Origin of the sequence: Algicella marina, assembly GCF_009931615.1 — a bacterium.
GTDB classification, from domain to species: domain Bacteria; phylum Pseudomonadota; class Alphaproteobacteria; order Rhodobacterales; family Rhodobacteraceae; genus Algicella; species Algicella marina.
The window spans coordinates 1,393,787-1,409,237 of sequence record NZ_CP046620.1; the positions used below are offsets into that span (position 1 = coordinate 1,393,787).

The window sequence follows — 15,451 nt, forward strand, 5'->3', positions numbered from 1 at the left end:
GCGGCTTGCATTCGACAGATCGATACTACACCTTCTCGGGCGAAAGGATCCCATATGGCCAAAACCCGCTTTCCCAAACCGTTCGATGGCGCAATCAGCCGATTTTTCGAAGATGAGGCGCCAAAAGACGTGCGCAAGGCCATCGAGAACGCGAGCAAGAATGACATTCTGGCCGAGGGCTATCCCTACGACGAACGCATGGACAGAGAGGAGTACGAGGATACTCTCGCCGAACTGCAGATCGCCCTTGTGGCCATGCAGGCGCACATAATGAAGACTGGCGAGCGCATCGCGATCGTCTTTGAGGGCCGGGATGCCGCCGGAAAAGGCGGCTCCATCAAGCGCTTTCGCGAGAACCTTAACCCCCGCAGCGCCCGCGTCGTCGCACTGCCGAAACCTTCGGATACGGAGGCAAGCCAATGGTATTTTCAGCGCTACATCAGCCATCTTCCCGCCGCTGGACAGGTCGTGATGTTCGATCGATCCTGGTACAATCGTGGTGTGGTGGAGCATGTGTTCGGGTTCTGCGACCAGGAAGAGCGTGAACTCTTCTTTCGGCAAGTGACGCCGTTCGAGACGATGCTTGTGAACGAAGGCATCAAGGTCTTCAAGATCTGGCTGAACGTCGGTCGGGCGGAGCAGCTTCGCCGGTTCCTGGATCGTGAAAAGGATCCGCTAAAGCATTGGAAACTATCCGGCATCGACGTCAAGGGCCTGTCCAAGTGGGACGCCTATACTGAGGCTATTTCCGAAACCCTTCGCAAGACCGATCACGCCGCCTGCCCCTGGATGGTGATCCGGGCCGATGACAAACGCCGTGCGCGTATCGCCGTCATCCGGACAGTGCTGAGTTCACTGGCCATTCCGGAGTTTGATATCCCCGCACCAGATCCAAAGATAGCGGGCACCCCGGCTGACATGGGGCTCGCGTGAACCGCCAGCGCCCCCGCAAGAACGGCGGATAGTGACAGAATGGCCGACACTCCGCGCAAAGCCTATCATCACGGCAACCTCCGGCAGGCCCTTGTCGAGGCTACTTTGGAACTGGTCGTCGAGAAAGGTCCGCTGGGGTTCACGCTGGCCGAAGCGGCGCGCCGCGCGGGTGTCAGCGCCGCCGCGCCCTACCGGCATTTCAAGGGGCGTGAGGAACTGATCGAGGAAGCGGCGCTGCAAGGGTTCGAGATGTTCGCCGACCTTATGGAACACGCCTACAAGGACGGCCAGCCGTCGGCCCTTTCGGCCTTCAGCGCCACCGGCCGTGCTTACCTCGCCTTCGCCCGCAAGAACCCCGGCCACTACATCACGATGTTTGAGAGCGGCGTCTCGATTGCCGGGAACTCGGCGCTGAAAGCGGCTTCGGACAGGGCATTCGGCGTTCTTACCCGCGCCGCCGATGCACTGTCCCAACATATGCCGCCTGACCGAAGGCCGCCCCCATCGATGGTAAGCCATCATATCTGGGCTCTCAGTCACGGCGTAGTGGAGTTGTTCGCCCGTGGCGATCCCGGCACCAAAAGTCCTTATTCCGCCGAAGACCTGCTCGAATCCGGCACCGGAATTTATCTGCGCGGCCTCGGCCTCATTCCACCCGACACCGACTAGGAGACCCTTATGAACATCGATCTGCTCAAACGCCTCTGTGAAACACCAGGCGCACCCGGCCACGAGCATGAGGTCCGCGCATTGATCGAAAGTGAAATCGAGGGCCTGTTCGACGAAGTGGTCACCGACCCGATGGGCTCCCTCCTGTGCAAGCGCAACGGGCAAGGTGAGACACCCGAGAAGATCATGCTCCTGTGCCACATGGATGAAATCGCCTTTCTGGTTGCCCATGTCAGCGACAAGGGCTTCGTTTATCTTCAGCCAGTCGGAGGTTTCGATCCGCGCAACCTGTTCTCGCGGCGTGTGATGGCGGTGACGGAACGTGGCAAGTTCAAGGGCGTGATGAACCCGGGCGGCCGCCCCATCCACATTTCCAAACCCGAAGACCGAAAGAAAATCCCCGAACTGTCCGAATTCTTTGTAGATTTCGGTCTGGGAGACAAAACCGCCGAGCACATCTCGGTTGGCGACAGCGTGGTGATGGATGAACCGCTGATCGAAATGGGCGACAAGATAGTCTCCAAGGCGCTGGACAACCGCATTGCCTGCTGGCTGGGCGTCGAGTCGATCCGCGCATTGGTAGAGAGCGGAGCCGGGCACAACTGCGAAATTCACGTGGCCTTCACGGTGCAGGAAGAGGTCGGCCTGCGCGGCGCCCGTACCGCTGCCTATGCGATTCAGCCGGACATCGGCCTCGGGATAGACACAACTCTGGCCTGCGACACGCCCGGCGTTCCCGATCAGGAAAGCACCACCGTTCAGGGCAAGGGCTTCGGTCTCCATGTCAAGGACTCGAGCTTCATCGCCGACCGCGCCCTCGTGGCAGAAGTCGCCGCGCTCGCCGACGAAAAGGGCATTCCCTTCCAGCGGACCATGCTTATGGCCGGCGGACAGGACGGTGCGGCCGCTCAGCAGGCCGCCGCCGGTGCCCGCGCTGTCGGCATTGTCGTCGGCACCCGCTACATCCACACCGTGACAGAGATGATCGACCGCAACGACCTACAGGCTGCCAAGGAGATACTGACGGCGTATCTCGCTTCCCATTAGCGCCGAGACCGTAATCGCTGCTGCGCGCTTGCAGTTTTAGCGAACGCCTGATTTCCGGCACATTAACCTGCCTCGCACCATCCTGCGCCATTCAACGGCACATTGCGAGGCAGACATGACCAACCAAGCCACGCCTACCCCCGCACACTACGATCTCTGCATCATCGGTGCCGGGCTTTCCGGAATGAACGCCCTCTTTGCCGCTGCCGAAGTCTTGCCGCGGGATGCGACGGTCGTACTGATCGACAGGAATGAACGCTGCGGAGGCATGTGGATCGCGGCCTATGACTACGTGCGCCTGCACCAGCCACACCCGATGTTCACGGCCGGCAATATTCCCTGGGCATGGACCAAAGCCCGAGAACACCTCGCCAGCCGGGACGAAGTGATTTCCCACTTCGGACATTGCCTTGCCACCCTGCGCGCCAAGGTGAGCGTGACGGAGCGGTTCGGCCTAGAATGCGTTTCTATCAATGAGACAAAGCAATCTGTCATGGTCCAGTGTCGGAATAGCGCAAATGATGATGAAACGATCCATGCGACGCGGGTAATACACGCCTCCGGCTATCAGATTACGCCGCCAGCGCCTTTGTCGTTCACATGCAAACGCATTCTGTCCACCACCCCGGAGCACCTGTTCGAGAAACTGGGCGAAGCATCGTCTCCGGATGTCTATGTCATTGGTGGCGGCAAAACCGGTATGGATACCGCGCTCGCACTTTTCGACAAGGCCCCTGATAAACGTATCCATCTCGTCAACGGCACCGGCACTATCTTCGGCAACCGCAACCTCTATGCGCCAAAGGGTGTCAAACGATGGTGGCATGGCAAGCTGTCCCTCAGCACCTTCGCAGACCTCGCGTTGCGCTTCGATGGCAGGAATGCCCGCGACGTATTCACCTATTTCAGGCAACATTTCACAGTCGGGCCTGACAGCAATGCACAGCAGTTCTTTTTCGGCCTCCTGTCGGAAGAGGAGAACGCGAGACTCTCAGCCGGGCTTACGAGCATGATCGGCGATTATCTGGAAGATGTCGTGGAGTGCGGCGGCACCCCGCACCTCCTTCTCCGCTCCGGCCGTCGCGTCGCAATCGCGCCCGGCAGCACCATCGTCAATTGCACGGGCCACATCCTGCGCAAAGATCTGCAATATCGGCCCTATATTTCAGCCGAAGGAAAAGTCCTCACGATCTCGCCTCGCTCAATGGTACATTTCCTGTCCAGTGTCTCGGCCTACTTTCTTACCCACCTGTTCCTGCGGAACAGGCTTCCCGATAGGCACCTCTATGCGCTGGACATGCAATCCTTGCTGCGCAGCTCCCGACAAGACTGGCAAATGACGGGCATCACGCTTTCCCTTCTGAACACACTCGTCTTTGCCGAAAGGCTTCCAATTGGTGTGCTCGCCAAATGCGGACTGGACCAGGATTTCTGGTTTCCGTTCCCACGCCGTCTGGCCGCCATGGTCAGGCTGGGCTTCCGGCGCACGCAACTGAAGGCCCATTGTCGTCAGGTTCTCGATGCTGTCCAGCGCCGGCACGGCATCCGCTGCGCACCCTTGGCCGGCTGACGTGCCCTGCGAAATATTTTGAAAGCGTTCTCTTGACGCGCGGAACTGCGCCTCCCATCTATGTTAATGTTAATTACATTCACATCCGGAAGGAGCCCAAATGTCCTCAATCTCTCACTGGTTACGACAGGCCGAAGCGTGGTTAGACGCCCGTGGCAGAGGTGCCTGGATCGCTGCCATGATCCTCGGCTTCATCTTCGTCTGGCCCGTCGGCCTCGCCCTTCTCTTCTATATGCTCTGGAGCAATCGCATGTCCTGTTCACACGCCCGCAAACGCAATTTCGCCAACGGCTTCCGGTTCAACGGATCAAGCGGCAACACCGCCTTTGACAGCTACCGCGACGCCACATTGAAACGGCTGGAAGAAGAGCAGTCCGCGTTTCAGGGTTTCCTCGACCGTTTGCGTCAGGCGAAGGACCAGGCGGAGTTCGACCAGTTCATGAATGACCGCCGCCGCAAGGCCGACCGGGATGAGGATACGGATGGAAACTTCGGCAACGAAGTGCCTGCCTGAATGTATAGCGCCCGGCCCCGTTGATCGGGGCCCGGCGCCGCCCTACCTCTCAGCATAGGAACCCACAGGATGACGATGACCCTTCCACACCCGGAGTACGACGCGCAGTTTTACGAGTCAGTACCGCTCAAGCGTCTGATAGCGTTTTTTGTCGATATCGTCCTTATCGGCCTCATCTCGGCCGTGGCTGTCTTGGCGCTCACCCTGTTCACCTTGGGTCTCGGCATTTTCCTGACCCCGATGCTGGTTCTGCTGATCAGTTTTCTCTACCGCTGGCGAACGATTGCCGTGAATTCCGCGACGCCGGGGATGGCCTTTATGGGGATAGAACTTCGCAACCGCGCGGGGCACCGCCTTTCGTCTCAGGATGCCTTCATTCATACCGGCATCTTCGTGGCCCTCACGCTCACCCTCATTGGCTGGATCGCAACCGTCATTTCCATAATGGCAACGGATCGCCACCAAGGCCTGCCGGACCTGCTCCTCGGCTCGGTCGCCCTTAACAGACCTGCAGATTAGCATTTGCCCCTTTAGTCGAGCGCTGTTAGCCTGAATTCCCGAGAGGAAGCACTGCCAACCCGGAGCTACATGCACCACAATCCGCCGAAGACACCGCAGTTCTACGTTACAGCTCCCCAACCTTGTCCCTATCTGGATGGCAAGGTTGAAAGAAAGCTGTTCACCGCCCTGCATCCGCAGAGCGCGGACCGGCTGAACAATGCACTCTCGCACCAGGGGTTCCGACGCTCCCAGAACGTTGTCTACAGGCCGTCATGTTCCGAATGCAACGCGTGCCTGTCGGCCCGGATCGTTGTCAAGGAATTCAGGCCCAGCAAGTCGCAGCGACGTACCCTGAAGCGCAATGCCCACCTTGAGCGTGAAGCCACGGCGCCATGGGCCAGCGAGGCGCAATACGAACTCTTCAAACGCTATCTGGCGTCCCGTCATTCCGATGGCGGCATGGCAGACATGGATGTCTACGAATATGCGGCAATGGTCGAGGAAACCGCCGTAAGAAGCCGCTTGGTCGAGTATTACGCCGCCACACCCGACGGCCGCGAACTCGTCGCCGTCTGCCTGACGGATCTGCTCAGCGACGGTCTTTCGATGGTGTATTCGTTCTACGATCCCGATCTCTACTCGGATTCTCTGGGGACTTACATCATCCTCGATCACGTCCGCATCGCACAGGAGGCGGGGCTGGACTACGTCTATCTGGGATACTGGGTGCAGGGGTCACGCAAAATGGCCTACAAGGCCCGGTTTTCGCCGCTTGAGGTGTACTCTCGTGGTTCCTGGACGCTGCTGGACCGGGCAGCGGTCGATGCCAATGCATCGCATCCGCTCGATAACGATCCAATTGCGGAACAGGTGGCAGCGATCCACCTGCCGGACGGCAAGATCTGAGTTCCGGAGATCAACCACTGTCAACCTGACATCGCACGGCCATGCGCATGACCAACACACAATTGATATGTGCATCCCTGCTCAGCGCAGGCGCCTTGGTCTGCGGTCCGCTCTTCGCGGAGGAACAGGGAACAGTGCAAATCGCAATCGCTGGCGAGCTGGTAACTTACGAGCTATTGGCAAGCCAGAGCGACAACGAGATGTCTCGCTACGCCAACAACTATGCGCTCCCCGCCGACAGGAACGGCACAAGTTATGGCACGCTAAGTCTAAGCTTCGCGCTGGGGAACGACGAAACGCGGGAACGCGAGTTAAGCGTCGCCGAGACCGTCGGAGACACCCGCGTAAACCTCCTCTCCCGTAGCCAACCGGACAGAGGTGGGCTTGCAATCACTGTCAACAAGTCCCAATTCGACAGCGAATTTTTCACGATCTCGGGTGAGTTTTCCGGCCAGCTTGGCCCCAGCCCGAACTAGGGTCGCAACATCGACCTCAGCGATCCCCGGTTCATCACCGGCAGTTTTAACGTCACGCTCGGTGTGATCGAGTAAGCACGCAGTCGTTCTGATACGGCGGCGGCGTGCCGCCGCCGCCTTCGGTCAATGCCCGATCAGATCAGGCACAATAGTCACGAGACTTGGCACCATCCAAAGCAGTGCCAGACCGAATACCTGGATCAGCACAAACGGCACAACTCCGCGATAGATATGCCAGGTGGTTACACTGGCAGGGGCAACCCCACGCAGGTAGAACAGCGCGAAGCCGAACGGCGGGGTCAGGAAGCTGGTCTGCAAATTGACCGCGATCATGATCGTCACCCACTTAGGATCCATCGTTCCGCCGTAGATAACCGGCCCCACGATTGGAATGACGATGTAGATGATCTCCAGGAAATCGAGCACGAAGCCAAGCACGAACAGCACCAGCATCACGATAAGGAAAACCACCCACTCCCGTTCGAAAGACCGCAGAAATTCCTGAATGTAGTGCTCGCCACCGAAGGAGATGACCACCAGGTTCAGCATCTGGCTGCCGATGAGGATGGCGAAGACCATTGAAGTGACTTTTGCAGTTTCCCGCACCACCGGGCTGAGCACCCTCTTCTCGAACAGCACCCAGCACGCCCAGAGCAGACCGATCATTGCGACGGAATAGGCAATGATAGTTATACCGTATGCGACCCAGTTCTGGAAACTCACGTTCTCGATGTTCACCCGCAGGTCGAAATTCACTCCGAACAGCAGCATGATCACCATTGCAAAGGTGGCAATCAGGATGCCCTGCCCGCTCCGCCCGTCCTCCTGCAATTTGCGATAGGCTGCCAGCATGATCGCGCCACCGGCGCCGAGTGCCGCCGCAGGCGTCGGATTGGTGATGCCGCCAAGAATGGACCCGAGCACCGCCACAATCAGGACCAGTGGTGGAAAGACGACGCGCAGCAGTTCATTCTGGCCCAACCTGCCGGCAGCAATCCGCAGCCCCCAAAGGGCGACGACGAAGGGCACGGCCAGCAGGAGGAACCGATAACCCGGCGAGTTGAGCGGGCCGATGAACGCTGCATCCACCGCCAGCGCCGCAAGCAAACCGGCGCCGCCGATGATCAGTGGTCTCGGAGACAGAGTTGGTGCCACACCCCGCGCGAACGCCAGTACGATGCCGAAGATCGTCACGATCACCAGAAGGCCGGTGCCAACTGGCGGCGCATTGGCGATAGCTTCTGACCGCGCCTCGGCGATCTGCTCGATGGACAGTGTCCGCTCCGCCTGCGTCCGCGTACCGCCGGCTTCATTGATCTCCGCTTGCGTCGCCACCGCACGGTCCCATTTGTCCTGACCATGCAGTTCGATCATCGCTTCCTGACACTGCGGCGAGACATTCGTGCGCAACTCCGCCTGTTTTCCGATGTCTGCCACCGAACTGACGGCCACGGATTGGGAGCCGGCCAAACCGCCAAAAACCATCATCATGACAACCACGAGGATGCCCAACGGCACGGCCAGATACCATGTCAGGGCATTGCGCAGGCCTGCCCCGGTGCCGGCGGCGTTCTCGTCATGAATCGGCGGCGCCTTTTCCGGGCGGAACATGGCAAAGCCAAACGCATAGGCGGCGTAAAGGCCGGCCAGCATCACGCCAGGCAGAATTGCTGCCTGAAATAGCGTGCCGACGGAAAGCACCGCCGGAGAGCCCAGATAGGTCAGCGCGTCCGAACAGCCTACGAGGGCCGCCCGCTCTTCCTGCGCCGTCGAGTACAGATCACCCGCCAGCGTTCCCAGAAGAACGATCACGATCGAAGGCGGAATGATCTGCCCCAGTGTGCCCGACGCCGCTATCACACCTGTTGCCAGTTCCGGCGAGTAGTTGTTGCGCAACATCGTCGGCAACGCCAGCAACCCCATCGTCACCACGGTCGCACCGACAATACCGGTAGACGCGGCAAGGAACGCACCCACGACAACAATGGAAACTGCCAGGCCTCCCGGTAGCGGCCCGAACACCCGCGCCATGGTTGTCAGCAGGTCGTTGGCGATCTTGGAGCGTTCGAGGGTAATTCCCATCAGCACGAACATCAGCACTGCCAGAAGTGTCTCGATACTCTGCCCTGCCAGCACCTTTTCGTTCATACGATTGACGATGAACGAAAGGTTGCGGTTCAGCGCCTGCTCCCAGCCACCACTCAGCAACTCGGTCGTCATCATTGGCAGATCGGGATTTCGGAAATGGCTGACCGTATCCCGCGCAACTCCACTGTTGACCAGCGCATGATACTCTTCACTGGAAGTATCAATGACGTTGGCAACCAGAATGCCGCCGGAATCCAGCGCCGCGATGATCCCGAAGGAAACCATCGCCGCACCACCGATTGCGAAGGCCACGGGGAAACCCGTCATGATGCCGCCAAACAGGCAGGCAAACACGATGATGAGGCTGATCTCTACGCCGTCCAAACCCAGAAACATCGCATCCGCCCCTTAATGAATTTCTGCGGCGCGATCCGCCGTCTCGTCTTCCAGACTGTCCTTGTCCAGATATTTCTCGGCACTCTCCGGCCCTTCGACCCACTCGAGATAGGATCGGAAAAAGAACGCCCAGGCCTGCAGGAACATCATGCCCGCGAATGCCACCAACAGGATTTTAAAAAGGAAATAGGCATCAAACCCGTTTGGCGAAAACCCCGTCGTCTCGATGTTCCATTTCAGAAGCGCAGACTTGCGCTCCACCATCTGGAACTGCTCCGTGGCATTAATCTTCGGCGTCACCAGATGGCGCCACAGGAAGTACCAGCCATAGAGCCAGATCATCACCATGGTCGGCAACATGAAGAAGATGGAGCCCAGCATGTCGACAACCCGGCGGCTGTGGTGCTTCATGCCGGAGTAGAAGAGGTCGACTCGCACATGACCGCCCTGCGTGAAGGTATAGGCACAGCACAGCGCCACGATCAGCGCGTTATAGAGCTTCAATTCCTCGGACCACCAGCTCAGATCCTTGGTGAAGTCGATGCCGAACGGCCCCACGGAAATCTCGGATACACGAAAGATGCGCTGCAGAAACACGATCATGATCTGCTGCAAGACCATTATCAGCCCGGCCCACGCGAAGATCCTGCCCACACCGTTGGCAAAACCTTCCAAAATTCGCACGACCCCCCAGAGGAAGGGGCGGCGAAACAGGCCAACAATAAAGAGCAAAAGAAAAATATCCAGTACGGCAAAGAAGAACTCGACCGAGCCGCCATAATATATCCACCGTGCAACGGCTGCCTTGTCGGACCAGTCGAGCCAGGCGACAGGATGCGTTATCGCCCAGAATATATTGTAGAAGCCAAGGCCGATATTGGTGATGAGCCAAAGAATGCCGCTGAGCATGACGCCCCCTCTAGAGCATCGGCGGTTGTGGACCCGCCGTTAAAAATCCACGGCACAAACCAGTGCCGTGGACGATTTCAATCCGACTGTGTCAGCCCAGAACGCGGTCGCGCTGGTTGCGATACGCACCTTCGGAACGCGTCAGCCAGCCAGACGAGGATTTCATGGATTTCTGCATGCTCTCGAAGACATTCTTGAAGATGTCGTCGTCCATGTTCTCGTCATAGACCTTCTGCGAAGCTTCACCGAAGGCATCCCACACGCTGTCGGGGAATTCCTTGATGGTCACGCCGCCTGCCGTCAGGCGCTGCAACGCGGCACCGTTGTTGGCGAGGAACTGGCTGAGGTTCCACTGGTGGCCTTCGCCCGCCGCGATTTCGACGATCTTCTGCTGAGCCGGCGTCAGGCTCTCGAAGACTTCACGGTTCATGGCGACGGAAAGGCCCGCGCCCGGCTCGTGGAAGCCGGCAGTGTAGTAGATCTTGGTGATCTCTTGGAAGCCGGCCTTCTCGTCGGCCCAGGGTCCGATCCATTCGGTGCCGTCGATCGCGCCAGAGGCAAGCGCCTGGTACACTTCCGCACCCGGAAGGTTCTGCACGGAAGCGCCGAGATAGCCGAGCGCCTTGCCGCCGAGGCCGGGCATGCGGAATTTCAGGCCGTTGAAATCTTCCGGTCCCGTGATCTCGTTGCGGAACCAACCGCCGGATTGGGCACCGGTATTGCCGCCGAGGAAGGATTTCAAGCCGAAGACTTGACCCAACTCGTCATGCAGCTCCATTCCGCCGTCCTGGTAGTACCAGTTGGCAAGCTCCTGCGCCGTCATGCCGAACGGCACGGCGGTGAAGAACGCATAGGCCGGGTGCTGGTTGGTGAAGTAGTAGTCCGCGCCGTGGTACATGTCGGCCTGGCCGGATGTCACCGCGTCAAACACCTCGAACGCGCCGACAAGCTCGTTGGCCGCTTTCAGGTCCACCGTCAGCTGACCGTCGGTCATCTCGGTAATGCTGTCAGCAACGCGCTGCGCACTGTCATGCACACCGGCAAGGCCACGGCCCCAGGTGGTGACCATGGTCAGCGTCCGGTTGCCCTGCGCAATAGCCGGCGCGGCCAGCGTCGTGGCTGCGGCACCGCCAAGCGCGGAATTTCTCAAAAATGAGCGACGATCCATTCTTTTCCTCCCAAAATGGTATAGCCCGACCACTGACGGGCCGTTTGTAGGTGCGCGGACATTATGCAAAGGTATGCCGAAGATAAATACCTAGGAATACGGAGGCCGCGTTTTATTGTCGGCCGCCGCCGGCATTGACCTTTCGGGCCAATCGGGACACTGCTGGAAAGCCCCGATCCGGCGGAGACACATTGGCAGACGCAAGCAGACCGCATCGCAAGCGCCCCGCGCTTTCCTACGGCCAGAAGGTCTTTCTGGTGGCGACGGTGCCGCTCGTTCTCGCCGCTTCGGCCATCGCCCTGCTGGTTATGTTTCAGGCCCGCTCTCTGTCCGAGCGTGAGATCCGCTTCATGGAATTGCGCCTATTGGAGGCAAAACAGGCCGAGCTGGTAAATTACATGTCCCTCGCCCGCACAGCCATCCAGCACATTTACGGAAACGCCGCCCCCGACGACGCAACCGCCAAACGGGAAGTCGCCCAGATCCTTGCGGCCATGACCTATGGCGATGACGGCTTCTTCTTTGTCTATGATTATGCCGGGAACAACATCGTCTCCCCGAAACAGACATATCTCATCAACAAGAACTGGTACGACGCCGAGGACCGTAACGGCGGCAAGGTCGTGCAGGAGCTGATTTCCCGTGCCCGCTCCGGTGGCGGCTACCACCGCTACCCATGGCCCCAGCCGTCAACCGGCGAAACGGCACAGATGTATTCTTACGTCATCGGCTTTCAGGACTGGCAATGGGCCCTCGGCACCGGTATCTGGATCGACGATGTCCTCGCCGAGGTTGCGCAGGTCCGCGCCGGTACCGAAGCGCGCATTCAGCGCACGTTTGTCTTTATCATCCTCATCACACTGGCAGCCCTCTTCCTCGTCTTCGTGTCCGGCCTGATGCTAAACCTGCGCGAACGCCGTCTCGCCGACGCCAAGCTGAAGGAACTGACTCAGCGCATCTTCGACACGCAGGAGGAGGAGCGCGGCCGCGTCGCCCGTGAATTGCACGATGGCATCAGCCAGATCCTCGTCGGCATCCGCTATACGCTCGAACTAGCCGCCCGAAGGTTGAAAACTGGCAAATCCGGCGTTGCCGACGGCATCGCCTCGTCCTCCACCGGTCTCAACGATGCCATTCACGAAGTTCGCCGCATCAGCCGCGACTTGCGCCCCGGTGTGCTCGACGACCTCGGCCTGGGTCCGGCACTGAAAACGCTGGTCGAAGAATTTTCCAAGCGCACCGAGATCGAGGCCGTGTTCGAGACCGTCGTGTTCCGCAACCGCCTTGCCGACGACGCAAAGACTGCCCTCTACCGCGTCGCACAGGAAGCGCTGACCAACATTGAACGCCATGCCCAGGCCACGCATGTCCGGATGAAACTCTATGGCTCGCGCCGCGGCGCCAACCTGACGATCGAAGACAACGGCATCGGCCTCAAAGGCACCAACCAGGCCATCAGCCCCGGTCTCGGTCTCCGCAACATGGCCGAACGCATAGAGCATCTCGACGGCACACTCACCATAACATCCTCCGCCCGCGGCACCCGGGTGGAGGCCCGCCTGCCCCTCAAGCACATGCTCCCACCACTGGAAAGCACTGAAGAACGGAAGACCGCATGACCATTCGTGTCCTACTCGCCGACGATCACCCGCTGGTGGTAGACGGCATCAGGGGGTTTCTGGAAACCTACGATCACATAGAGGTGGTCGCCACCGCCACCAACGGCGAAGAGGCGCTGGCCGCCTTCGCCGCCCACAACCCGGACGTTGTGTTGATGGACCTCAACATGCCGGTTCTGTCCGGTCTCGCCGCTACCGAGATCATGCGGGAGCGCAAGCCTGACGCCCGCATCCTGATCTTGTCGATGCATGACAGTCCCGAATACATCTCGACCGCGCTCCGCCACGGCGCCAGTGGCTATGTGCTGAAGGAGGTTCCGACCGAAGAGATCGTCGACGCCATCGAGAAGGTTCATGCCGGAGAGCGTTATCTCTGCACCGGCACCGAACAGATGATCGCCCCGGAGCGCGGGCGCGAACCCCTCACCAGCAGGGAGCAGACGGTCCTGCTCGAACTCGCAAGCGGGATGTCGAACAAGGAAGTCGCCCGCAGCCTCGACATTTCCGTTCGCACCGTCGAGACGCATCGAAAGAATATCAAGCGCAAGCTCGGCATTTCGTCTACCGCCGGACTCACCCGCTACGCACTGGAACACGGCGTTCTCCGTGAGTGATTGCGCAGTTTTCCAGATTTTTGAAATTTAAATACAAAAAACCGGTCCTCGGAGACATAAAAAACGGAATTAAGCGGTTGACCCCCCGTTTTTTGCGGCATAAGACAAATGTCATGAGACACGAAGTAGTCCTTATTCGAAAGCGTGGGCCCCGGCGGAAGTAACACTTCCAGATCGGACCGCTCACGCACAGCCCCTCTACGGGGCTTTTTTTATGCCTCCCGGCAGCGGGAGCACGGAAGCGGAGAAGAAAGATGTCGGCAGAAATGACCGGTGCTAGAATTGTCGTTCAGGCCTTGAAAGATCAGGGCGTGGAAGTGGTTTTCGGCTATCCCGGTGGCGCCGTACTACCCATCTATGACGAAATCTTTCTCCAGAACGAGATCCGCCACGTCCTCGTCCGCCACGAACAGGGTGCGGTTCACGCCGCCGAAGGTTATGCCCGCTCCACCGGCAAGCCCGGCGTCGTTCTCGTCACGTCCGGCCCCGGTGCCACCAATGCCGTCACCGGCCTGACCGATGCGTTGATGGACAGCATCCCGCTGATTGTCCTCACCGGCCAGGTGCCCACGTTCATGATCGGCAATGATGCCTTTCAGGAAGCGGATACTGTCGGCATCACCCGACCATGCACCAAGCATAACTGGCTCGTTAAGGATACCGATGTACTCGGCGACACCATTCACCAGGCATTCCACGTCGCCACTCATGGCCGCCCCGGCCCGGTTCTGGTCGACATCCCCAAGGACGTGCAGTTCGCCGAAGGCAGCTACACTAAGAAGGAACGCGCGCGGACGAAACATTATGCGCCGCAGACAGAAGGCGATATCGATCTGATCACGCTGGCAGTCGAAGGGCTGGAGAAGGCAGAGCGCCCGATCCTCTATTCCGGCGGCGGCGTCGTCAATGCCGGCCCCGGAGCCAGCCAGTCGCTGCGCGAACTGACTGCCGCCACCGGCTTCCCCATCACCTCCACACTGATGGGCCTCGGCTGCTATCCGGCGTCAGGCGATAACTGGCTGGGCATGTTGGGCATGCACGGCACCTACGAGGCCAACATGACGATGCACGGCTGTGACTTCATGCTTTGCATCGGCGCCCGCTTCGATGACCGCATCACCGGCCGCGTCGACGCCTTCAGCCCCGACAGTTTCAAGGTGCATATCGACATCGACCCCTCGTCGATCAACAAGAATATCCACGTTGATGTTCCCATCGTCGGCGATGTCGGCCGCGTGCTCGAGCAGATGCTGCAGATCTGGAAAGATCGCGGGTCCAGAACCAACTCCGAAGCTGTTGCCCGCTGGTGGAAGCAGATCGAAGCGTGGAAGAGCATCAAATCGCTCGCCTACAAGAATTCCGATACAACCATCAAGCCGCAGTTCGCGCTGGAACGTCTGGAAGCGCTGACCAAAGGTCGCGACCGTTACATCACCACCGAGGTCGGCCAGCACCAGATGTGGGCCGCACAATATCTCGGTTTTGAGGATCCCAATCGCTGGATGACGTCCGGCGGCCTCGGCACAATGGGGTACGGCCTGCCCGCGTCCGTCGGTGTGCAGATCGCCCACCCCGAGGCGCTGGTGATCAACGTCGCCGGTGAAGCCTCTTGGCTGATGAATATGCAGGAAATGGGCACGGCCATGCAGTATCGCGCCCCCGTCAAGCAGTTCATTCTCAACAATGAGCGGTTGGGCATGGTCCGCCAGTGGCAGGAATTGCTGCACGGAGAGCGCTATTCGTCGAGTTGGTCCGAGAGCCTGCCCGATTTCGTGAAACTGGCCGAAGCTTTCGGCTGCAAGGGCGCGGTCGTGGACAACCCCGCCGATCTGGACGAGGCAATCAGGGAGATGCTGGCCTACGACGGCCCCTATATCCTCGATTGTCTGGTAGAGAAGCACGAGAACTGCTTCCCGATGATCCCGAGCGGCAAGGCCCACAACGAAATGCTTCTCGGCGACGCCAGTACCAAGGATGCAATCGAGGCTGGTGGTGCCGTTCTGGTCTAGAAAACGCGCGGATACGGCTGAAAATTATGCAT

At 59.4% G+C, this 15,451-nt stretch carries 14 protein-coding genes; 11 read left to right on the top strand and 3 right to left on the bottom strand.

What is annotated here, in order from left to right; all coding sequences use genetic code 11:
• Nucleotides 1–54 precede the first annotated feature (54 nt).
• From ppk2 to GO499_RS06970, 8 genes are all read left to right on the top strand, one after another.
• Complete coding sequence (ppk2, locus tag GO499_RS06935) at nt 55–933, top strand: polyphosphate kinase 2 (RefSeq protein ID WP_161861515.1); 879 nt, start codon at nt 55–57, stop codon at nt 931–933.
• Between the two features lie 39 nt (nt 934–972).
• Nucleotides 973–1,602, top strand: a complete 630-nt coding sequence (locus GO499_RS06940) for a TetR/AcrR family transcriptional regulator (RefSeq protein ID WP_161861516.1) — start codon at nt 973–975, stop codon at nt 1,600–1,602.
• Between the two features lie 9 nt (nt 1,603–1,611).
• A complete protein-coding gene (locus GO499_RS06945; RefSeq protein WP_161861517.1) occupies nt 1,612–2,649 on the top strand; it encodes a M42 family metallopeptidase in 1,038 nt (345 codons plus the stop codon).
• 115 nt (nt 2,650–2,764) lie between these two features.
• Nucleotides 2,765–4,219, top strand: a complete 1,455-nt coding sequence (locus GO499_RS06950) for an FAD-dependent oxidoreductase (protein WP_161861518.1) — start codon at nt 2,765–2,767, stop codon at nt 4,217–4,219.
• A 100-nt stretch (nt 4,220–4,319) separates the two neighbouring features.
• A complete protein-coding gene (locus GO499_RS06955) occupies nt 4,320–4,733 on the top strand; it encodes a DUF2852 domain-containing protein (RefSeq protein ID WP_161861519.1) in 414 nt (137 codons plus the stop codon).
• Nucleotides 4,734–4,802: 69 nt separating this feature from the next.
• Complete coding sequence (locus GO499_RS06960; protein ID WP_161861520.1) at nt 4,803–5,252, top strand: RDD family protein; 450 nt, start codon at nt 4,803–4,805, stop codon at nt 5,250–5,252.
• A gap of 69 nt (nt 5,253–5,321) precedes the next feature.
• Nucleotides 5,322–6,140, top strand: coding sequence for an arginyltransferase (locus GO499_RS06965; RefSeq protein WP_161861521.1), 819 nt, complete (start codon nt 5,322–5,324; stop codon nt 6,138–6,140).
• Between the two features lie 134 nt (nt 6,141–6,274).
• Nucleotides 6,275–6,616, top strand: a complete 342-nt coding sequence (locus GO499_RS06970) for a hypothetical protein (RefSeq protein WP_161861522.1) — start codon at nt 6,275–6,277, stop codon at nt 6,614–6,616.
• 123 nt (nt 6,617–6,739) lie between these two features.
• Here the strand turns inward: GO499_RS06970 and GO499_RS06975 are convergent, their stop codons facing one another.
• From GO499_RS06975 to GO499_RS06985, 3 genes are all read right to left on the bottom strand, one after another.
• Nucleotides 6,740–9,100: a TRAP transporter large permease gene (locus tag GO499_RS06975; RefSeq protein WP_161861523.1), complete on the bottom strand. Its 2,361-nt coding sequence runs from the start codon at nt 9,098–9,100 to the stop codon at nt 6,740–6,742.
• A gap of 12 nt (nt 9,101–9,112) precedes the next feature.
• Nucleotides 9,113–10,009 (bottom strand): TRAP transporter small permease subunit, encoded by an 897-nt coding sequence (locus GO499_RS06980; RefSeq protein WP_161861524.1) that lies wholly within the window; start codon nt 10,007–10,009, stop codon nt 9,113–9,115.
• A 91-nt stretch (nt 10,010–10,100) separates the two neighbouring features.
• A complete protein-coding gene (locus GO499_RS06985) occupies nt 10,101–11,177 on the bottom strand; it encodes a TRAP transporter substrate-binding protein (RefSeq protein ID WP_161861525.1) in 1,077 nt (358 codons plus the stop codon).
• Between the two features lie 191 nt (nt 11,178–11,368).
• Between GO499_RS06985 and GO499_RS06990 the strand changes: the two genes are divergently transcribed.
• The 3 genes from GO499_RS06990 (at nt 11,369) to GO499_RS07000 (ending at nt 15,419) form a co-directional block, all read left to right on the top strand.
• On the top strand, nt 11,369–12,796 hold the full coding sequence (locus tag GO499_RS06990; RefSeq protein ID WP_284154917.1) for a cache domain-containing protein: 1,428 nt from the start codon (nt 11,369–11,371) through the stop codon (nt 12,794–12,796).
• Nucleotides 12,793–13,410, top strand: coding sequence for a response regulator transcription factor (locus tag GO499_RS06995; protein ID WP_161861526.1), 618 nt, complete (start codon nt 12,793–12,795; stop codon nt 13,408–13,410). Before GO499_RS06990 ends, GO499_RS06995 begins: the two co-directional genes overlap by 4 nt.
• 254 nt (nt 13,411–13,664) lie before the next feature.
• Nucleotides 13,665–15,419: an acetolactate synthase 3 large subunit gene (locus GO499_RS07000; RefSeq protein ID WP_161861527.1), complete on the top strand. Its 1,755-nt coding sequence runs from the start codon at nt 13,665–13,667 to the stop codon at nt 15,417–15,419.
• The last annotated feature ends 32 nt before the right edge of the window (nt 15,420–15,451 follow it).